19 protein-coding genes and 1 pseudogene are annotated in these 20646 nt (G+C 62.2%); all 20 read right to left on the bottom strand.

Annotation, left to right across the window (positions count from 1 at the left end; genetic code table 11):
- Positions 1–154 precede the first annotated feature (154 nt).
- The 20 genes and pseudogenes from GX515_08460 to GX515_08365 all read right to left on the bottom strand — a co-directional run bounded on the left by GX515_08460 (position 155) and on the right by GX515_08365 (position 20395).
- Entirely contained in the window at positions 155–1414 is a 1260-nt protein-coding gene (locus GX515_08460) for an alkaline phosphatase family protein (protein HHY33029.1), read from the bottom strand.
- Entirely contained in the window at positions 1411–1929 is a 519-nt protein-coding gene (locus GX515_08455) for a molybdopterin-dependent oxidoreductase (GenBank protein ID HHY33028.1), read from the bottom strand. Before GX515_08455 ends, GX515_08460 begins: the two co-directional genes overlap by 4 nt.
- On the bottom strand, positions 1922–3166 hold the full coding sequence (locus GX515_08450; protein ID HHY33027.1) for an MFS transporter: 1245 nt from the start codon (positions 3164–3166) through the stop codon (positions 1922–1924). The genes GX515_08455 and GX515_08450 overlap by 8 nt, the downstream gene beginning before the upstream one ends.
- The gene (locus GX515_08445; protein HHY33026.1) at positions 3145–4731 is read right to left on the bottom strand and encodes a hypothetical protein; all 1587 of its coding nucleotides are present in this window, start codon (positions 4729–4731) and stop codon (positions 3145–3147) included. Before GX515_08445 ends, GX515_08450 begins: the two co-directional genes overlap by 22 nt.
- Positions 4724–5767 (bottom strand): alcohol dehydrogenase catalytic domain-containing protein, encoded by a 1044-nt coding sequence (locus GX515_08440; protein ID HHY33025.1) that lies wholly within the window; start codon positions 5765–5767, stop codon positions 4724–4726. The genes GX515_08445 and GX515_08440 overlap by 8 nt, the downstream gene beginning before the upstream one ends.
- A complete protein-coding gene (locus GX515_08435; protein ID HHY33024.1) occupies positions 5764–6522 on the bottom strand; it encodes a fructose-bisphosphate aldolase in 759 nt (252 codons plus the stop codon). The genes GX515_08440 and GX515_08435 overlap by 4 nt, the downstream gene beginning before the upstream one ends.
- Positions 6519–7550 carry an ADP-ribosylglycohydrolase family protein gene (locus GX515_08430; GenBank protein ID HHY33023.1) on the bottom strand — a complete coding sequence of 344 codons (1032 nt, stop codon included), beginning with the start codon at positions 7548–7550 and terminating at the stop codon, positions 6519–6521. The genes GX515_08435 and GX515_08430 overlap by 4 nt, the downstream gene beginning before the upstream one ends.
- On the bottom strand, positions 7547–8512 hold the full coding sequence (locus tag GX515_08425) for a carbohydrate kinase family protein (GenBank protein ID HHY33022.1): 966 nt from the start codon (positions 8510–8512) through the stop codon (positions 7547–7549). The genes GX515_08430 and GX515_08425 overlap by 4 nt, the downstream gene beginning before the upstream one ends.
- A 3-nt stretch (positions 8513–8515) precedes the next feature.
- Complete coding sequence (locus GX515_08420; protein ID HHY33021.1) at positions 8516–9349, bottom strand: energy-coupling factor transporter transmembrane protein EcfT; 834 nt, start codon at positions 9347–9349, stop codon at positions 8516–8518.
- Positions 9346–11133, bottom strand: coding sequence for an ATP-binding cassette domain-containing protein (locus GX515_08415; protein ID HHY33020.1), 1788 nt, complete (start codon positions 11131–11133; stop codon positions 9346–9348). The genes GX515_08420 and GX515_08415 overlap by 4 nt, the downstream gene beginning before the upstream one ends.
- A 63-nt stretch (positions 11134–11196) precedes the next feature.
- Entirely contained in the window at positions 11197–11814 is a 618-nt protein-coding gene (locus GX515_08410; protein ID HHY33019.1) for a hypothetical protein, read from the bottom strand.
- A gap of 51 nt (positions 11815–11865) precedes the next feature.
- On the bottom strand, positions 11866–12813 hold the full coding sequence (locus GX515_08405; protein HHY33018.1) for a sugar-binding transcriptional regulator: 948 nt from the start codon (positions 12811–12813) through the stop codon (positions 11866–11868).
- A 202-nt stretch (positions 12814–13015) separates the two neighbouring features.
- Positions 13016–14617 carry a lysine--tRNA ligase gene (gene lysS, locus GX515_08400; protein ID HHY33017.1) on the bottom strand — a complete coding sequence of 534 codons (1602 nt, stop codon included), beginning with the start codon at positions 14615–14617 and terminating at the stop codon, positions 13016–13018.
- Between the two features lie 4 nt (positions 14618–14621).
- The gene (gene greA, locus GX515_08395; protein HHY33016.1) at positions 14622–15095 is read right to left on the bottom strand and encodes a transcription elongation factor GreA; all 474 of its coding nucleotides are present in this window, start codon (positions 15093–15095) and stop codon (positions 14622–14624) included.
- 167 nt (positions 15096–15262) lie between these two features.
- Entirely contained in the window at positions 15263–16165 is a 903-nt protein-coding gene (locus GX515_08390; protein ID HHY33015.1) for a quinate 5-dehydrogenase, read from the bottom strand.
- 66 nt (positions 16166–16231) lie between these two features.
- Positions 16232–16759 carry a transcriptional regulator gene (locus GX515_08385; protein HHY33014.1) on the bottom strand — a complete coding sequence of 176 codons (528 nt, stop codon included), beginning with the start codon at positions 16757–16759 and terminating at the stop codon, positions 16232–16234.
- A gap of 232 nt (positions 16760–16991) precedes the next feature.
- Positions 16992–17963, bottom strand: a complete 972-nt coding sequence (gene dusB / locus GX515_08380; GenBank protein ID HHY33013.1) for a tRNA dihydrouridine synthase DusB — start codon at positions 17961–17963, stop codon at positions 16992–16994.
- Between the two features lie 114 nt (positions 17964–18077).
- Positions 18078–19166: pseudogene (hflX, locus tag GX515_08375) on the bottom strand (GTPase HflX).
- Positions 19167–19185: 19 nt separating this feature from the next.
- On the bottom strand, positions 19186–19959 hold the full coding sequence (locus GX515_08370; GenBank protein HHY33012.1) for a type III pantothenate kinase: 774 nt from the start codon (positions 19957–19959) through the stop codon (positions 19186–19188).
- Between the two features lie 148 nt (positions 19960–20107).
- Positions 20108–20395, bottom strand: a complete 288-nt coding sequence (locus GX515_08365) for a TMEM165/GDT1 family protein (GenBank protein ID HHY33011.1) — start codon at positions 20393–20395, stop codon at positions 20108–20110.
- Between the last annotated feature and the right edge of the window lie 251 nt (positions 20396–20646).

Raw genomic sequence — 20646 nt, 5'->3', positions numbered from 1 at the left:
CGGGCAAAGCCGGAAGATATGCGGGGTATCTGGCTATCTTGCGCGTCAGATTCGAACGAGGCGCGCAACAAGCACGCCGTCCCCGGAGGGCAAGCCCGATAGCCCCAGGCAGGACCCTCGCGCCCAAGAGTAGCGCGCACTCCTGGCGATGTGCTCAGTCCCCCAGGCCGCCCAAGAGCTCGGCGAGTACCCCCGCTATCTCCACTGTGTCTCCGATCTCGCTGATACCAATGCCGGTCTTGACCGCCTGGGGTCCGTAGACCATTAATGGGACCATTACGTCTGTATCAAGAAGCGTTCCGTGGCTGCCCTTCGTATACTCCATGAACGCGCTGGACTCAGTGAACATGTAACCTTGGCGTGCTATCGCGATGATCGGGGCACTCCTCGGATGCGACGCGTGAAGAAGCGCCCGTCTTTCGTCTGACGTCGTGATGACCTCCGCTACGCCTTCAGCGCCCTTGAGCGCGCTTACCACAGCTTCCTCTGTTGTCGGCGTCGGCCACGCGTACAAGACACCTCCGTCAAGGCTGTATGCCAAGCCATCGTCGGCAATGCCTCCGAACAGCTCTGACGGCACAATGGCCTTGCTCACGCTGGTCATCCCGTGGTCTGCGGTGACCACTACAGCCCAGTCCTCCCTCGCGACCTCCTCGAGGACTCCTGTCAGACCGCGGAGAGCCTCTCCTACTGAGATGAGGCATTGAGTGGTCTCAGGCGCAGGAACGGGCCCAAACCTGTGTCCCACCTTATCCGGTCCGGCGAGGTTAAGCACGATGAATGCGCCAGGCCCTGCCTCTTTCACGAAAGCACCCGCTACATCGATCACCCATCTGTCGAGCTTTTCATACCAGCCGCAGTAGTCCTCATATTGCGTGGACTCGTCCGGAGGAGGCCCGACCTCTTCGAGCACCCATGATGGCACTGACGCCGGGCTCACCGCGAGGTCTGCATCTTCGCCGAACAGCGACCTGACTCCTTCCTTCCCGGAAATGAATGCTGTGCGCAGGCCAGCCTTCGCCGCCCGTTCGATCACTGTGGGAGCTTCCAGCAATTGAGGCGAGCTGAACCCATTCAGCGTCCCGTCGCTCCCCATGAACTGTTTGCCTGTGACCCCGTTCTCATCGGGCCACTTGCCGGTCAGTATGGCCGCATGTCCGGCTGCCGTGGAAGACGGGAACACGGTCCGCACGTGCTGGTAGAACCCTTCCGCCGCCGCCTGCCTGAGATATGCCTCGGATGGCAGCAAGTCCAATGAGTAAGCAGCGCAGCCGTCAAGGATGACCAGGACCACCGTCGGGCGGGCCCCCTCGCTCGGGGAGGAGCCGGCGGCCGCGGGCACGGCGGCCGCCAGCGAGCAGACCAGAAGGACGAGGAGGACCCTGTATGTTCTCCTAATCCATTCGGTAGTCATGACTTCGCTTTCACCTCTAGGGTCACGACATACCAGTTCCAGTCATTCTTGTCGTGGATTTTCTCTACTTCTGGATGCGTGTCGTACGGGAACACCAGCTTCACCGGCCCGCCAAGGCCGCTTCCTATTGCCTTGCCACCGTCTTTCGTCGCAAGCATAATCGGATACTTGATCGCGTCGGCAACCTTGACGGAAACCTTCTTCCCGTCCTTCGCCACGACGATCACCTCATCCGCTGTGTCCACCGCCCCAGCATACTGGAGTATGGTGCTGATGAGGACGCCCTCATAAACCTTCTTGCCAAGCCACGGGTCTTTGACTTCGCATTTGGTGAGGCCGAGGCCCTCAAGCATCGCCATGTCGAACTCAAGCCCGGCGTCGGCGTTCTTGACCGTGATGTCCCCCGTTACAGTGAGCACCACTTTCCCCGCAGGCTTCGGCGTCTCAGCGAAACCAATAGGCGCAATACCGGCAACGAGACACATGACCACGAACCAGACGAAACCCTTACGCATCTCTTGTCCCTCCTAGATAAGAGTTGATTGACGGAGAATCGCCCGAACGCGCACATCTTCGTGCATGAACCACCTCCCCGGCGCGGTTCGGTCTGGGTTCACAGAAGAGCAAGACCAGGGACATCGCCGCGAATGCCGCTGCACATGCAAGGAAGGGCACCGCCGGAGACCGCTCGTACAAGACCCCACCGGCGTATGGCCCAACGATCGAACTTGCGGCGACCGCCAGATTGAAAAGCCCGAAGGCACGCCCCGTGGGCGATCCGCCGAGAACCTCGCCAACGCCGGCAAGTGCAACCCCTTGTCCGGCCATGAATGCACCTGCAAGGAACAGGACCCCAGCTAGCAAAGCGAGGCTTCGTGCCGTCACGAGACCCAGCATCGCAGCGGAAAACACGAGCGCGTTGCCGCCGAGAGCAACAACGGTACCCCACCTATCCGCGCATCGACCGAGCATGACCGTGATGACAGACTGGCCCAGCGACATTATGGATCCGGTCAGCCCTATGAACGCGAAGCTCGTTCCCATTTCGTCTCCAAGGTACTGGGGTATGAGAGGTTGAACCATGTAGTAGGCAACCGCCATGCACGAGTACGTGACTACAAACCTCGCGAATCGCTTTTGCCGCAGAAGACCTGCGTAGCCTGCTGCTGCGTCTTCTGTATGGGCTGAACCACGAGAGCTGGAAGCACTTGGCGCTTGTTGGTCAACAAAACACAGCACAGCGACGGAAGCTAGGAAAAACACGAAGGTGATGAGGAAGACGTTGCGCGTGCCGATTACCTGTGCAAGCCATCCACCCAATATGGGGCTGGCTATCATTCCCGCTGCATAACCGGAGTTGATGACGCCGAACACGAGGCCAGACATGCCCGCCGGCGCTCTCGCCGCCGCGTACGCGTTCATCGCGGGGTAGCCTATCATGGACAACGAGTAAAGCGCCGATGCGGCCGCGACAACCTTGTAGTCCCGGGCGAAATAGTACAGAAGAGGCGCCGGAACCCCAACGAGCCAGGAAAGAATCATCGTCCGCTTTCTCTCGTACTTGTCCGCGATGACGCCACCAGGGATGTACGACAAAGCCAAGGCGACCATCATGACGGAGTAGACGACCCCAACCTGCCCCGGCGAAGCGCCCAGTGACCGTATGTACAGGGGAAAGACGTAGGCGTAAAGGCCGTACCCCCACCCCCACAGGAACAAGCTCAACGTCATCAGCTTGATGTCTCTTGGCATGTCTCGTCCTCCGTGTCCCGCATCAGAGCGTGCGCCTGGAGGCCAGGGCCAGTCTCGGGAGCGGGCGCTTCCTCCCAGCAAGCGTCCGTCCGAGTGCCCGTCAAAACCTCTTGGGCGCGCTCAAGACCAATGCTTGCTTCTCGATACGCCTCATACATGACGTCATAGACGCGGCGCACGTCGTCGCAAGGGTCGAAAACCCGCCTCCAGCTGACAAGACGCCTGGTTGCCTCCTCGAGCGACGCGAAATCCCCGCAACAGTGCCCGGCGAGGACGATGGCCCCGAGCACGGCCCCCTCTGTGATCGACATCCCCTTATAGGGGATACCGAGCACATCCGCCTTAATCTGGAGCCATGGATCATGCCTCGCCCCGGAACCCACCGCCCTCATCTCCGCGGTCATCTGGTGGCAGCTCATTGCTTCAAGGCTCTCCCTTACAGCGTACGAGCAGCCCTCAAGTACCGCCCTCAACATGTCAGCCCTGGTGTGTTTGGGCTCGAGCCCGACGAATGCGCCTCGAGCATGTGGGTTCGCCTTCGGGCTCCGTTGGCCCACCAAGTGCGGGATGAACAGAAGGCCCGAAGCTCCTGGCCGTGACGCCGCAACGGCCTCGGTTACTAACTCCCTCCAGTCGTGGGTCGCGCTTGCCTCAGCGGGGAAAAGGACCGATAGGGCCCACTTAAGCGAGCCCCCGGTGTATGATACCGGGGCTACGCGAAGGAATCTGCCGGGCGCAACGTGGCACATGCAGCTGCCCTGACCTTCTTCAGCCGGACAGACCAGCGACACGCACGTCGACGTGCCCGTGGCGTCGCAAGCTGCACCTGGCCCGAGGATCCCGGCGCCCAGAGCTTCCATAACGGCATCTATGCCGCCCGGAGCCACCGGGATGCCGGCGGGGAGCCCGGTTTCGCGGGCGGCCTCATGAGTGACCGTCCCGCACGCCTCCCAGGGGTGAACGACCGAGGGCAGGAAGGCGGCGACGTCGTGTCCGCCACGGACATCCCAGCCTCTTGCAGGATCGTACCAGGAGAAGCACGAGGCTGACGACGAATCGATGCACGCCCGGCCGGTGAGGCGAAGGGCAATGAAGTCCTTCGGCTGAAGGAGGACCCACCCGCTCTCCGCCTGGAGCGCACGAAGGCTTGCGAGCCACTGCGCGGTCGCCTCGAACGACGGCCCTTGCGCACGATAGTCGGCGCTGCCGTCCAGGGGTGCAGGGTTTCCGCGCCCATCGAGAAGCGGCCTTCTATCCATCCACGTGATCACGGGCGTGAGCGGGTCTCCAGAAGGCCCGGCCGCGACCAGGGAGGGGCTGTGTCCCGAGAGACCGACAGCCCGTACGTGCACGTCATCGCCTGCGGCGTGCACTACCTCCCGGATCGCTCCCGCGACCGTAGCCCACAGCCCGCGAGCGTCCTGCTCGGCACCGCCGGCTCGTGACACTACGAGTCCCGCGGGACGGGTCACCACGTGGTACGAGTCTCCCGCAAGAAGCCCGACCTTCACAGACGAGGTCCCGACATCGATCCCGACATATGCCTCGTTTCTGTTTCTATTCATCCCCGCCCATCCTCAAGAGCACCTTCAGCGTCTCTCCGGAGGCACCGGTATCCAGGGCAAGCCCGACGTCGTCGAGGCTGAACTCCTGGCTCAAGAGGCCTGAAACGTCCAGTCTTCCCGACGCGAGAAGCCGAATCGCCATGTGGAAGTGACGCGGGGCAAAGCCGAAGCTACCGAGGAGCATTACCTCGCGGTAGTGGATCGCGTTGGGGTCCAGAGGTACCTCGGACCCGCCAGGGAATCCACCGAATAGGTTGACTCTGCCACCGGGACGGACCGATGCCACGGCGTCCTCGAGTGCGCCAGCCGCACCTACGCACACAAAAGCGGCATCCGCCCCGTCACCCCCGGTTTCCGCGTTCACCCGGTTGCGCACGTCCTCGACCCTGGGATCGATCACAAGCGCCCCGCGCCGGGCAGCTTCTCGGCGTCTCGTCTCGCTGGGCTCGCTTACGAAGATCGCCCCTGCGCCCCTGATTTTGCACAGCTCTAGCATGAGGAGGCCCATCGGGCCGGCACCGTTGATGAGCACGGAGTCACCCGGGTCGAAGGATGTCGCATCGACCGCGTTCAGGCAGCACGCCACCGGCTCGGCAAGACAGGCCGCCCTTGGCGACAGGCCCCCAGGGACTTTGCACGCGCCTTTCGCCAAGACTTCGCCGGGCAGCCTGATGTACTCGCAAAACGCGCCAGCTATCCCCTCCTTCGATGCGCACATCTCCTGCCTTCCCTTGAGGCACAGCCGGCACTTGTCGCACGGAACGTAGGGCGCGACGGCCACGACGTCGCCCACGGACACGCGTCCCGTCCCGCGCGCGTCGTTCCCCGGCCGCATCTCGACGATCTCGCCGACTGGCTCGTGACCGAGGATGCAGGGCGGCTCGAACATTGGGTGCCCCCTCAGGTACGTCTTTATGTCGGTTCCGCAGACTCCACAGAACATGACCTTCAACAGGGCCTCGCCGGGCTCGAGAGCAGGTTCTGAGACGTTCTCCACCCGGACGTCCCTCGGGCCGTAGTAAACCGCCGCCTTCACCGCACAGCCACTTCCTCTCGCCCGCCTTCATGGACCACGCGCGCAAGCTCGCGCGCCATAGCCTCAGGGTCGGCGGCCTCGAAAACGTTGCGGCCAAATGCGATCCCCGCGGCCCCCGCATTGAGCGCTTCCCTCGCCATGCAGATAGGGTCCGAAGTCCGAGGCCCGCCGGCGATCACTATGGGAATCTTACATGCCCTGACGATCCTGTCGAATCCCTGGCCAGTAAAGTACGTCTTGACGAAGTCCGCGCCAAGCTCGTAGCCTACTCTGGCACACACGGCTATGCACTCCGGATCATGGCTCATGTTCATGTCGGCTGGAATGATCTCGGCGAGCACAGGCAACCCATATCTCGTCGCCTGCGATATCACCTCCGCCATGGTCTCGAACATGCGCTGCTCCTCCGGGGCGCCCACCAGGACCATGATGCACACCGCGTCGGCGCCCAAGGACACAGCTTCTTCCACTCCGCACACGAGCGCGTGGTAGGACATATTCGGATTGTACCGCGTTGCGCCGCCGGTGAGCCGGATTATGAGGCCGCACCGCCCAGCGTAGGTCGCCCACTCGCTCCTGGCGACGCCGGGGTTCACGAGGATGGCATCGGCCCCGCCGTCCACCACCTGCCGCACGATCGCCCCGGGGTCCTCTATCCCCGGGGCAGGCCCCATGAAACCTCCATAGTCAAGGGCGCTTATGAAGCTTCTGCCCCTCCTGAAAATCCTCCGCAACCTGACTTCCTTGCCTGTCACCATTCGTCCCTCCGAACACTTCCGGCCTCCAGCCTGTGAGCACGAGTCGCAATGAGCTGTGACGCGAGAGCTTCGCAGTCGAGGTCGTTTACTCGCTCCACCGCCCCCACCCACTCGGCTGGCAAGGCACCAATGCCGCCAAGCGCCCCTGAAAGCGCACCTACTATCGCCGCAAGCGTGTCTGTGTCACCGCCCATGCTTGCGGCGGCCGGGATCGCAAGGTGGGGCCGCCCGTCGTAAAGCACCACGAGGCCTAGGGCGGTCGCCACGAGCTCGGTGGGGTACATGCCAACCCCGACGGTCTCGTAGAGGGCCTCCTCAGCTCTCTCCGGCTCGCTCTTGTTGTGCGAGACAAGGTCGAGAGCAAGCCTCATGCGTGCGGGAACCGTCGCGCCCGCCCACTGAACGCCCAAGCCTTGCCCGTACGCCGCACCAGCCACGGCAGCCTCCACGACAGCCCCGAGCGGTCTCCCGGCCACTGCACACGCCACGCCCGCCGCCACAGCGCAGGCACCTGCTATTGCGATGTTCACACCGTGCGTGGGCAGGGATGAGAAGTGTGCCTCACACGCGGCCGCCTCCGCATCCCCCGCATTGACGATGCCGATCGGCGCGACGCGCATAGCCGCCCCCACGGTGGCTCCCTTGTCGCCGGTGCGCGCCGGGTCTTCCCCCGCACGCAGGCGTTCAAGCGCGCCTCTTGAGCTGGGGCCGAGGAAGGACGTCTCGAACGCGTTCACGCGGTCCGCCCATTCCAGATATGCGTCGGCCGCCACACGTGGCGTGATCCGTCCCGAAGCCACGAGCGCTCTCGCAAGCGCCCAGGTCTGTTCCGTGTCGTCCGTCACTCGACCCGGGGGTGTTCCCATGTGGATGTGGCCTGGCGGGGGCTCGAGAAACCGGTCGACCCTGCCGAACCGCGCTTTGATCTCTTCCCTGGTCAGGAATTCCACCGGCATTCCCATTGCATCTCCAACTGCCACTCCTGCAAGGCAGCCTGCAGCCCTCGCCAAGAGCTCGTCACTCATGCGCGGGAGCACCCCCCTCTTTCCAGCGACTCGATGTAGGGACTGACCTCGTCCCAGGTCGGCATGGCCTCCCTTGCTCCCACCTTTGACACCGCCAGCGCTCCGCATGCGTTGCCCAGGGCGAGGCAGCGGTCTTTGTCGAGCCCGCTCACAAGACCGCGTATGAACCCCGCCGTGAATGCGTCCCCGGCGCCGGTGGTATCCACAACGGGAACCTTCAAAGCATCCCGGTGTCGTCTCGCAATGGCCATCGTTGCCGAAGGTGCCCCCGTCTCTCGCTCAAACAGACTCGCCCCGCGGTCTCCTTGAGTCACCACGACACGTCTCGCGCCTTCAGCCATGAGGCTTCCAACCGCTGCATCGAGATCGTCCTTTCCAGTCAGCAAACGCGCCTCCCCTCGGCTGAGCACTAGATAGTCGGCGAGGGCAATCATCTCGCCGAGCGTGCCCATCCCGAGACCGGAGAAGGCCCCGCCCGGGCCGTAAACCACGAGGGCTCCGACGTCTCTTGCCGCTCTCATCGCCCTCACCCCGACGGATGGTATCGCCTCACCCACGTAGAGGACCTGTGCGCCCGCGAGCGCTTCCGCCCGAAACTCATCCGGCTTCTCAAGGATAGCCGTCCCGCCCAGTGAGAAAATGACCCGCGCACCGTGGCGATCAACGGCAATGATGGTTTCCGCGGTTCTTCCCTGGTCATCCACAAGCACGAACGATGTGTCCACGTCGTCCTGCCTGAATGCCTCGAGGAGTCGCTGCCCGTTATCATCAGGCCCGACCTTCCCTACGAACCGCGACGATACTCCCAAACGAGCCAGCCCCACCGCGATGTTCGCCGTTGAACCGCCTGGTAGGAAATGCGGGCCATCCTCAGCGAACACCATCTCGTCAGGCCCCGGAAGCCGATCCACTTTGATCATCATATCGATGGCAGCAGCCCCCAGCGCTACAACGGTTTTCATACGTTAGAGCGATCCCACCTTATAGAGGGCAAGGCCCGCTATGCTTGTGATTGCCGCACCCAGGCACGCCAGAACCACCACGTAGTCGAGCGCCTTGAACCTGTACGGCCGCAGGAACGTGAACCGCTTGCTTGAGCCGAAAGCGCGCGATTCCATCGCGAGGGCAAGCGTGTCAGCCATGGAGAGCGCATTCGCAAACAGAGGGGACACCACCCGTGACGTCTTCTTGAGTCTCTCCACGAAACTGCCCCTGTCGAGCTCGACCCCCTTGGATTTGTGAGCGTCCATGAGCGACCTGATCTGGGCCTGGACGACCGGCACGAATTTCCATGCTGTGGAGACTATGAACCCGACCTGATAGGGCATTTTGGGAATCCTCGCGATAAGCTGCACTATCTCTGATGGCGAAGTAACATACCCAAGCACAGCCACTGCCACCAGAACGGTGAAAACCTTGAGAGTCATACCGATGCCGTAGAGAAACCCACCGAGCTTGACAGGCCATGCTGGGCCCACGCCCGGCACCCACGCCGGTATAATGTGGAATAGCACACGGCCGGGCTCCTTTAGGTGGGCAACCGCTGGCGTGTACGTCACACCCTGCGCGAGGGTGATGATCACCGCCATCACCGTGAGGAATACTGCGAGGCCTTTCAGCTTCTCCCACGGGAACCTGGCGAAGGCGCCGAAGATGAAGACGCTCACGGCAAGCCCGAAGAGGTATACCGGGTCCGACCAGATGACGCTGATAACCACCACCACGAGCAACCAGAGAATCTTGGCCCTCGGGTCGAGCGAGTGGATAGGGGTGTTCTTGCTTTCATACTCGACTATCACTGCAAGCCCTCCCTTGCGCCTTTCAAGTGCATTAGCGTCTCAACCGCCTCTTCCGGCGTAAGGGCCACCTGGCCGCACAACCTCACCGATAGCTCCGCAATGGCAGGTGGTTTCAGGTTCGCCTTCGCCATAAGGCCAGGGTTCGAGAACACTTCCTGCGGCGAACCATCGCCGACCACACGACCGCCCGCCATGACAACCACGCGTCTGGCATATAGGCTGACAATGTTCATGTCGTGCGTGATTATGAGAACCGTCTTGCCCCGGTCATCGTGGAGTCTCTTCAGGTAGTCCATGATTTGCAGGGATTCGAGCCAGTCAAGGCCGGTGGTCGGCTCGTCCACGATGAGTATGGCAGGGTCCATGGCCACTACCGAAGCCAGAGCCAGCCTCTGCCGCTCGCCCTTCGTGAGGTATTTGGGCCAGACCTCGCGATACCCGGCTAGCCCGATGTCCTGCAGGATCTCCTCGACCCGTCGGTCAAGTTCCTCACCGGTGAGACCCACGTTACCGGGACCGAAACGCAGCTCTTCCTCTACGCTGTTGCAGAACAGCTGCTCATCGGGGTTCTGGAACACATAGCCCACGGTGCGCGAAACCTGCGCTGCCGTTAGGTCCTTGATTGACCTGCCGCCGATTCTTACGTCGCCTGCAGTGGGCTTCAACAGGCCGTTGAGATGGCGCGTCAACGTGGTCTTGCCCGCGCCGTTTTGGCCGATTATGGCGATGAACTCCCCCTCTCGTACGGTCAAGTCGACGCCCCGCAGCGCAAGCGCACCCTGGGGGTACCTGTGCTCGAGGCCCTTCACTTCGATGATCACATCACCCAGCGGGTGCCCTGGGGAGGTTGCCCCGCTCACAGCGTTCGACGTGTGGCCTGCGGTCGTGGTCGTGCCTTTCTCGCCGCCAGCGCCGGCGTCGTCGCTGGTGTCCCGCCAAGCGCCACTCAGCCAACCGCCGCTCTCCACGAGTTGGACGGCCTCGTCCAGCGTGAACGGGACCCTTTCCGCACCAAGCAGGGTGCCGAATCTCACCACGTGCGGAACACGGACCCCAGCGGCCGCCACCTCAGCGACGCGCCCGAAGACCTCGCGAGGCGTGCCCTGCAGCACGAATCTGCCCGCGTTCATCACGAATACCCTGTCCGCAAGCTCGAGAACATCGTCGACCTCCTGTTCGACGAGGATGACCGTGATCCCCAGCTCTTCTTTCAATCGTTTGATAATCGAGAAGACACTGGCCTTGCCCTGCGGGTCGAGCATGGATGTGGGCTCGTCAAGGACCATGATGTCAGGCAGCATTGCGTATACCCCGGCGATGGCCGTGGCCTGCCTTTCCCCGCCGGACAGCCTGTACGGAGCGCGCCTTTCGAGGCCTGTAAGGCGCATATCAACGAGGCTCTTGTGAACACGCTCCATGATCGTGGGATAGTCCAGCCCGAGGTTTGCCGGCCCGAAGGCTACGTCCTCTTCCACCGTCATGCCGAAGAGTTGCATGTCAGGATCGCCGAAAACAAGCCCCACATGAGCCGCCATCTTCGCGGTGCCCACCTTCGCGGGCACCATGCCGTCCACGAGCACATCGCCCTGGAGGTCACCCTCGAGGAAGAGGGGCACCGTGCCATTCATCACTCCGCACAGGGTGCTCTTTCCCGAGCCTGTGGGGCCCAGCACAGCCACGCACTCACCCCTTGCGACGTCGAGTGAGACACCATCCAGCACCCAGCGATTGGAGCCCTTGTACCTGAACCTCACGTTCTTCAAGCATACGGCCTTGTCTGTCAAATGGAACACCTCTTCACCAACTGCGGCTATGCGTGAACTGGCTGGAACTCGCTGGCGGCGCCCCTATACCACCTGCTCCGGCCGCTTTCTGTGCTGTGCCGTTTTCAGCATCCCAGCCACAGCCAGACCGATCGCAGCGTTCGCTGCAGATCCAATGATCTGCGAAGGAAGGATCGCGATCATAAGGGGCAGGCCAATCATGATGACCCAGGGTCCAAGACATGTTACCGTATTGGCGATCGTGCCGACTATGACGGCCGACACCACCCCCGCCTTCTTCGCCATGAACGCGGTGAGTGTCACAGTCAATGCCATCCCTGAGAGGTATATCGGCACCATGGGCAGCCAGCTAGCGAAGCCGCCGAGAGCGTTGCTGATAAAGCACCCAATTGCGGCCACCGTCGCACCCACCGGCCAGCCGAAGAACACTGCCGCAAAGTAGCCCGCTGCCGCATCCAGAGCTATCGTGGTGGCTGGCCCAGGCACCTTTATCATCGCACCGGCGCCAGACACCGCGGCCAGGATGGTGACCCTGGCGATCGTCCTCGTGTCCCAGCGGACCCTGTGTTCCTCAGGATAATGCGCTGAAAGGTATCGCCCGATGACCCACATGAGAACGAGATAGCCAACGGCAAGAAGGTAGGACACTCCAAGACCGAGGGCCCCCTGACCAAGCCCCATGAAAGACACCTCCAGTCAAGCTCAGATATGGAGTGTACAGCCTGCCACGCTTCACTCGGCCAGTGACATCACCCCTCTCGCCGCAGCGTCGTCTGTGATGATCACGTCCACGACCCTGCTGCGGAGCGCTCCGAGGATTGCCTCGGTCTTGTTTGCCCCGCCAGCGACAGCTATGACGCACCCCATACGGCTGAGCTCCTCGAGAGTCACCCCGACGATCCTGTCGTTAAGCGACGTCTCCAACGGCGTCCCATGGATGTCAAAGAAGCGCATGCACATGTCCCCTACTGCGCCGATCCCTCGCAGCTCGCGGAGCTCTGCATCGGGAAAACCGCCTCTCTCGAGGAGGGTCGAAGGCGGCCTGAAGGTTCCCACTCCGACCAAAGCTACGTCCACGCGTTCCCACAGCTCTACGACTCTCTTTATATTGCTATCAGCCATGATGGCCGCCTTCGCCTCAGGAGTGTCAACAAACGACGGTGCATGGAGGTAGAAGTTGACCCCTCCGAGTGCGGTCGCCACTCGCGCGGCAAGCTCGTTGATCTGGAGGTCAGCTGCTACCTGTCCAAGCCCTCCCAGCAAGGGCACAACCGTCACATTGAGGGCCGATGGTATTGCGGCACCGAGCGCCGCCGCGACTTCACGCAGCGTAGCTCCCCACGATACGCCGATCACCGAACGCTCCTTGACGCAATGGGCGAGGTAGCTCGCAGCAGCACGCCCCAGGTTCTGTGCAAGCAAGCGCGGGGAGTCGACTCCTCCTATTACCACAGCGTCCTTGAGGCCGAACCGCTCCCTCAGCGCCCGCGCAAGGTCGCTGTAGTCTTCATCCGGATCTATGACCTTCAGGAGCACTATCCCGGCCTCGCGCGCCTGTTGTAGCGCACGCGACACCTGGCTCCTGGATATGCCCAGGCTTTTCGCGATCTCCTGTTGCGTGCGCTCGAGCTCATAGTACTGGTGAGCGATCTCGTAGAGAACCCTCTTATCGAAAGACACCGGGATCCTCCTTTGCACATATGTTCAGCACACTTGTTCATCCACAGCAACATGATTCGCCGCCTGACCCGGAAATCCTTCTACTGGTGCAGGCTTCGGAGAATAAAAAGCAGGGGTTCCGCGACTGCTCATCGCGTAACCCCTGTCTTACGTCCGGAACGTCGTCGAGAGCTCAGGCACTTTGAGTGCTCCGAGTCCTTGATTACCTCTTCGGCCTCATCGTGGGGAAGAGGATCACGTCCCTGATCGAGCTCTGGTTGGTGAGGAGCATCACCAGCCTGTCTATGCCTATCCCCATCCCCCCGGTCGGCGGCATTCCGTGCTCCAGCGCTCGCAGGAAGTCCTCGTCCATCCTGTGAGCCTCGTCGTCACCCCTGGCGCGCAACGCCGCCTGCGCTTCGAACCTCTCGCGCTGGTCTATGGGATCGTTCAGCTCGCTGAACGCGTTCGCTATCTCGCGCCCGCCTATTATGAGCTCGAACCTGTACGTGTAACGCGGGTCGTCCTCCCGCTTCTTAGCCAGAGGGGAGATCTCTATGGGGTGGTCCGTTACGAAGACCGGGGATATCAGCGTCGGCTCCACGCACTCCTCGTAGACCTCGGAAAGCACCTTACCCGTTGTGGCCTGCGGGTCGACCTCGACTCCCAGGCGGCGCGCCGCCGCACGAGCGTCTTCGTCGCTATCCACACCGCTGAAATCAACCCCTGTGCGTTCCCGCACGGCTTCCACCATAGTCTTTCTCGGCCAGGGAGGCACAAGGTCGATCGTGTTCCCCTCGTAGTCGACCTTGGCCTGTCCCAGCACCTGAATGGCCACGTAGTGGATGAGATCCTCCGCGAGGTTCATCATGTCTGTGTAGTCCGCGTAGGCTTCATAAAGCTCCAGCATGGTAAACTCGGGGTTGTGTTTCGTGGAGATCCCTTCGTTCCTGAACACGCGCCCGATCTCGTACACTTTCTCGAGACCCCCGACGATGAGGCGCTTGAGATGGAGCTCCAACGCTATCCGCAGGTAAAGATCGATGTCAAGGGCGTTATGATGGGTAATGAACGGCCTCGCGGTTGCCCCGCCAGGGATGGTGTGCATCGCCGAGGTCTCCACCTCGATGTAGCCACGGGAATCGAGAAATGCGCGCACAGCGCGAACGATGGCTGTCCGCTTGAGGAAGACCTCGCGCACCTCGGGGTTGACGATGAGGTCGAGGTATCTCTGCCTGTAGCGAAGGTCCACGTCAGCCAGGCCATGCCATTTTTCCGGGAGAGGCCGGAGCGACTTCGAGAGAAGCTCGAACCTCTCGATCTCTAGCGTGACCTCGCCCCGCCGAGTACGGAATACCCTACCCTCCACGCCAACGATGTCGCCAATGTCGAGCGAGGTGAACAAGTCGTAAGCGTCCTGGCCGAGTCGATCCAACTTCGCGTAGATCTGTATTCGACCCGACAGATCCAGAAGGTCCGCGAAAGTGGCCTTCCCGTGGCTCCTCATCGCCATGAGCCGCCCGGCGACCTTGACGGTGCCACCCTCGAGCCTCTCAAAGCCCTCAACGATCTCTCGGGCGTGGTGGGTGCGCTCGAACCTGTGACCGAAAGGATCGATACCCCTAGCTCGGAGAGCATCCATCTTCTGCCTCCGGACTCGCACCTGCTCGCTTTCGAGCTCCTCGTCCCCGTACGCTCCAGCGCCCGCCGCGGCTCCGCCCTCCGGTGTTGGCGCGCCTTCCGCTAACCCCGCCGCGGCCTCCACAGCCTCCGCGGCCTCCGCAGCACCCTCACTCGCCGGATGAACCTCTCTCCCCTGGCTCATTTCGTCACCTCGTGATGTCCAGAATCTGGAACTTGATGGGCCCCGCGGGTGCGAGGGCTTCCACTATGCTCCCGACCTTCTTGCCGAGGACGGCCTTACCCACGGGAGACTCATTCGATATACGCAGGTTCCCCGGATCGGCTTCCGCCGAACCGACTATGGTGTACTCGAAGATCTCGTTGTCCGAAAGGTCCTTCAGCTTCACCTTGCACCCGAGATGCACCGTATCGGTGCTGACCTCATCCTCGTCGATGACCTCGGCATTCCGGAGCATCGCCTCCAGTTGAGCGATCCGTCCCTCGACGAACGCTTGCTCGTTCTTGGCGTCCTCGTACTCGGCATTGTCGGTGATGTCGCCGAAAGCCTTCGCCTCCTTGATCCTCGCAGCAACTTCGCGCCGCTTGGTAGTCTTGAGGTACTCAAGTTCCTTCTCGAGTCTCCTGAGCCCTTCCAAGGTGAGAACTACCTTTTGCGCCATCAAGCAGGTTCCTCCCTTAACCGGCCCATGTACATCCGGACATCGCGCAACCTGCCCCGGCGCCATCTCGCGCGCCCGGGCCCGTTGCGCGATGCCCCTTTTCGCATGCCATTATTATGTCGTGTGCTCCCGCCGTTGTCAAGCCTCGGTCAGGACCGCAAGACCGGCTAGTTCAGCGTCTCCACTCTGGGCTTCATCTCCAATCGCCTGATGAGGTCCAGGTAGTCCGAAGGCGTGAACTCCTCCGGTCGCCGGCCAGTCAGAGCAACGAACACCGCGTCCATGACGTTCGTTGCGAACGACCTGCCCTCGATCTCTGGGGTCGACGCCACCAGCGTCTTCACCCCTCTCTTTCTAAACGCTTCCACGTCATCGCGGGTGACGGTGTTCGTTATGATAACCTTCCCCGTGAGGTCGTCGGGCATGTGTTTCTTGATGAAATGGCAGTCCCCCCCGATGATGTCCGCCCACCCGTACGCCTTCCCGAACTTCGGCACCACGCGTTCCTGGCTCTTGCCTGTAGGGTATAGCATCTTGATGGGGAGAAGCCGTATCACCGGCATGAGGACGGTTACAAGCGTCTCGAACGTGGAAAGAGATCTCAGGAATATGGGTATGCCGAGACCGAACGCCAGATCTCCGTACATCATGTGACACCCGGATTCGAGGAGAGCTGACGCCATGCCGAACCTGTCCAGGGCGCACACGATAAGAGCGTTCTTGCCCGCGAGGGGCATCTTCATCTCGTCACGAATATACTCGACCGCCCTGCGCTCGATCACGCCTTTCAGCATGCTCCCGTCGGCGATGGGAGTCTTGCTGGCAGCACGTGCTATCGGGACCGCATCACGAACCATGTACCGCCTCCGTCCCACGTAAAACCAGAGATCCGTGCCGCCCATGCCAAAGGCGTCCACTTTGCCATCCAGGCTTCGAATGAGATCAATAGCTCTCCGGATGTCCCCATCGGTCCCGCGCCTCTCGATCACGACTTCCTCGCCGAGCAGAATGACCGTGGCTTTGTGGTCGCGCTTGGACGAGCCCAGACTTACGCTGACAACGTGCTTCATGCGAACCTGCCCCCCACTCCCATCTTGTAGGCTTGTGCGACTAATTGCGCGACGCTGCCGCCGCGGCTATGGCGTTGTTATGCTGCGAAGGATGTTGCGGATGGACTCCGGGTCCACATAACGGTCGCCCTTAATCGGGGACGTTCCGACCTCGATCCCGATCACCCGGTCGCCGAGAATGGATTCCACAAGGCCCACCCGCATGTCGGACCCTATGAAAACGACGGCGTCGTATGTCTTGAGCCTCGTGATTATGGCCATGATCTCGTTGAAGACCTCTTGCCCCGACCTCTCCCTGAGATAGGCCCACCGTTCAACGTCGTTCAGAAGGAGGACGAAATCCACGCCTTCCTCCTCCGCTACTTTGCGGATCTCCTCTTTGTTCCCCACCGGGAACCCCACGATCGCGACGCGCGCGCCTTTACGAACCTCGCCGAGGCTCTCCAGGCGGGACACGAAAGCCCTGTCGATGCCTACCTGCTCCGCGGTCTCCTGTTGCGAGAGGCCCTTCACGCGGAGCTCGAGGATCTTGTCGATGGCCTTGTACAACCGCGCCTTATCCACGACTTTATCGCCGATGCGGATGAGCTCCAGCCGCATCACCCCCTGTCTGCCTTCGGTGCGCGTCCAGCGCGAGCACGCACCGACGGCATTCCCGCTGGAGCCATGTTTACATTATTGTGCACACTCACATTCTAGCAGGATGCTCCCGAAAACGCAAACTCGGGTTTTGGCGAAGCGCGCCCTGATCGTGGCGGCGTCCCAGAGTGCAACGCCGGCAACCCGGCAACCGACGGGAATGGGGCAGAGACCGATGCAACCTCAATTAGCTCCAGGGGTCACCAAGGACCGAGGTCACGGCTTCCACCATCTCAGCCCTGGTCTTCGCAGCGTTTATCCGCACTCGAGCCTGGGCCGCGCCGGGGATGCCGCGGAGGTACCACGCTGCGTGTTTCCTCATCTGAAGAACGGCGCTTTTCTCCCCGAAAAGCTCGATCATCATGTCAAGGTGGCGGATGGCCATGGCGGCTCGCTCAGCAAGCGAAGGCGGCGGCACCTTCCGGCCTGTCGCGAGATAGATAGCGACTTCCCTGAATATCCAAGGATTCCCGAGCGCCGCCCTGCCTATCATAACCGCGTCGCAGCCCGTCTCCTCGAGCATACGCGCGGCGTCCTCCCCCGACCGGACGTCCCCGTTGCCGATAACGGGGATTCCGACGGCCTCCTTCACATCCTTGATGATGCTCCAGTCAGCCTCGCCGGAATAGAACTGGTCACGGGTGCGACCGTGCACCGCAACGGCGGCCGCGCCGGCAGCCTCCACCGCCTGCGCGAGTTCGACGGCGTTGACGTGCTCCCTGTCCCAGCCCTTTCTCATCTTCACCGTCACTGGAACCCCCGCCACCCCGACTACAGCCGCGACGATATCCTGTGCGAGGGGCACGTCCCGCATGAGCGCGGCCCCTTCGCCGTTCCTGACAATCTTCGGCGTCGGGCATCCCATGTTGATGTCGATGATGTCGGGATGGACCCGGTCCCGAACGATGGCGGCTGCGCTCGCCATGCTCTCGGGATCGCTCCCGAACAGCTGAACCGCCACGGGTCTTTCGAGGTCCGAGATCCGCACGAGCTCGAAGGTCCGCTCGTTGTGGAAGATGAGGGCCTTGTCGGAGATCATTTCCGTGTATACCAGAGCGCACCCCATCTCCTTCGCGAGCACCCGGTAGGCGAGGTCGGTCACCCCCGCCATGGGCGCAAGCACTACGGGAGCCGCCAGAGCAACATCGCCGATGGAGATGGAAACGGCGCGTGAACCGCCGCGTAGCTCAGTTGCGCCTGAGGCATGCGCCCCGCTTACTGCCGCGCGGGAACCGGGCTCGGCTTGCGGGCCACCTCGCCGTCCCGTCGGAGGAAGCGTGTCCTCGATCGCTCGAAGCAGGTCAGACAGGCCCCATCGCTCGGCGGCGGAGATCAGCACCGCACCGGGGTGCTCCACACGCAAGCGTTCTCTCTTGATGTCCCCTTCGACGAGGTCTATCTTGTTGAGGACGGTGACCATCGGCTTGTCCTGAAGGCCGAGGTCGGCGAGGACCGCGTTCACCGCCGCACACTGCTCGTCCTTGCCGGGGTGACTCGCGTCCACCACGTGACAGATGACATCGGCTTCGGCGACTTCCTCCAGGGTGGCGCGGAATGCCGCCACGAGATCGTGGGGCAGCTTACGAATGAAGCCCACGGTGTCTGCAAGGAGCACCACCCCGCCTCCCGGCAGGCGACACCTGCGTATCGTCGGGTCCAACGTGGCGAAAAGTTTGTCCTCCGCGAGGACCTGCGACTCGGTGAGGGCGTTGAAGAGCGTGGACTTGCCGGCATTGGTGTAGCCGACCAGCGAAACCACGGGTATCCCCGCTTCCTTGCGGCGGGAACGCTGCAGCCCTCGCCGCGCCGCTATCTCGGCGAGCTCGCCGCGGAGGACCGCGATGCGCTTTCTAATCCGGCGCCTGTCTGTCTCGAGCTTCGTCTCCCCAGGCCCACGGGTGCCGATGCCGCCGCCGAGCCTCGAAAGCTCGACGCCCTTGCCTGTGAGCCGCGGGAGTAAGTAAGAAAGCTGGGCGAGCTCGACCTGGATCTTGCCTTCCTTGCTCGCGGCCCTTGAGGCGAAGATGTCGAGGATGAGCCAGGTGCGGTCGATGACCTTGATCCCTATGATCTCCTCGAGATTGCGTTGTTGGGCGGGGCTGAGTTCGTCATCGAAGATAACCAGGTCAGCGTGGGCCACGATCGCAAGGGCCGCGATCTCCCGGGCTTTCCCCTCGCCTATATACGTAGCGGGGTCAGGCGACGCCCGCCTCTGGACCACCCTCCCGACCACCTCGGCACCCGCCGTCTCCGCGAGCCGGTCGAGTTCATCAAGGGAGTCCTCGACCTCCCACCTCCGGGAGCCCGCTACCTCAAGACCTACGGTAATGGCTTTCTCGAGCTGCTGAGCTGAGTTTCTCAGACCCCGTTCACTCCCCAAATCAAGGACACGGCCGATTCTTCTCGAAGATCATGCGCAGGCCTTCCAGGGTAAGGTTGGGCTCGAGCACGTCTATCTCGGATGAATCCTCCGCGATGAGCGGCGCGAAGCCCCCGGTAGCCACCACGCGGGCATCGCCTCCCATCTCGAGCTTCATCCTCTTCACTATCCCGTCGACGAGCCCCACTGTCCCGTAGATTATGCCTGCCTGCATGCTTGCAACTGTGCTGCGCCCGATAACCGACCTCGGTTTCACGAGCTCGACACGGGGGAGCTTTGCGGCGCGCGCGAACAGCGCCTCACTCGATATGCCGATGCCGGGCGCGATGGCCCCGCCCAAGTACTCGCCGGCCGCGGATATGGCACAAAACGTCGTGGCGGTGCCGAAATCTACCACGATCACTGGGCCGCCGTACTTCTCGTAAGCCGCCACGGCATTGACGATGCGGTCCGCCCCAACTTCCTTGGGATTCTCGTAACGTATGACTATGCCAGTCTTGATCCCGGGCTCCACGACCACAGGCTCACAGTGAAAATAGCGCCTCACAAGATCCTCGAATGTACCGATGACGGGAGGCACGACGCACGAGATGGCAGCGCCGTCTATTGCGGTGAAATCAAGCCCGTGGTACGAAAAAAGGTCTCGGATGAGCATGGCGTACTCGTCCGCGGTCTTCAGCCGGTCGGTGGCCATGCGGGAGCTTGTCACCAGGCGCGTGTTCTCGTAAACCCCCAGAACGATGTTGGTGTTGCCAATGTCGAGTACAAGGATCATCCCCGTGATTCCCCTCCTTCAGCCTCTCCCGGAGGCTCGAGCTCGGTCGAGCAGCCTCGGAGCGCAAGACGCAAGAACGAGACAAAGCCCCATTCATCGCTCCTCGCTCATCTCAACTCCCCCGCTACCGCTGCGCCCGTCCGACCCGCTACCCTACCAGCTTGGCCATGGCCTGCACCAAGATGAACACGCCCATCCCGATGAAAAGGATGCCGGCTGCGATCTGAATGTACTCCGCTGGGAGGAATCTGGAGATCACGCCGCCGAACAGGGCACCAATGAGGCTGACGCTGGACAAGGCAAGGGACGCACCCAGGAAGACCGGGATGACCATGCGGTGTTGGGCAACCAGCGTGAACACGGCAAGCTGCGTCTTGTCGCCCATCTCAGCCAGGAAAAGAGTAGTGAAGGTGAGAGCAAAGAGTTTCCAGTCCATGCTTGGCAATATCCTCCTAATATGTAGATCGCCGAAAGTTCGCGCCACTTTTCAGCGCGGGAATCTTCCCCAGTCAGCCCGGGGGTTTTCCGCAGGGTTGCCGGCGCCGCCCTCCGGGGACGGCGTGCTTGCGGCGCGCCTCGTTCGAATCGGGCGCGCGAGATAGCCAAATCCTCCACGCCCCGTCGCGCAAGCACCAGCAACGCTGGCGTCGGCAAGAAAGGAGACGAAAACTTGCGGCAGAGAGCGTT

This window comes from Bacillota bacterium (assembly GCA_012842395.1).
Lineage (GTDB): Bacteria > Bacillota > SHA-98 > UBA4971 > UBA4971 > UBA6256.
The sequence above is the reverse complement of the archived record's forward strand: the minus strand, read 5'-3'. Positions and strand labels throughout refer to the sequence as shown.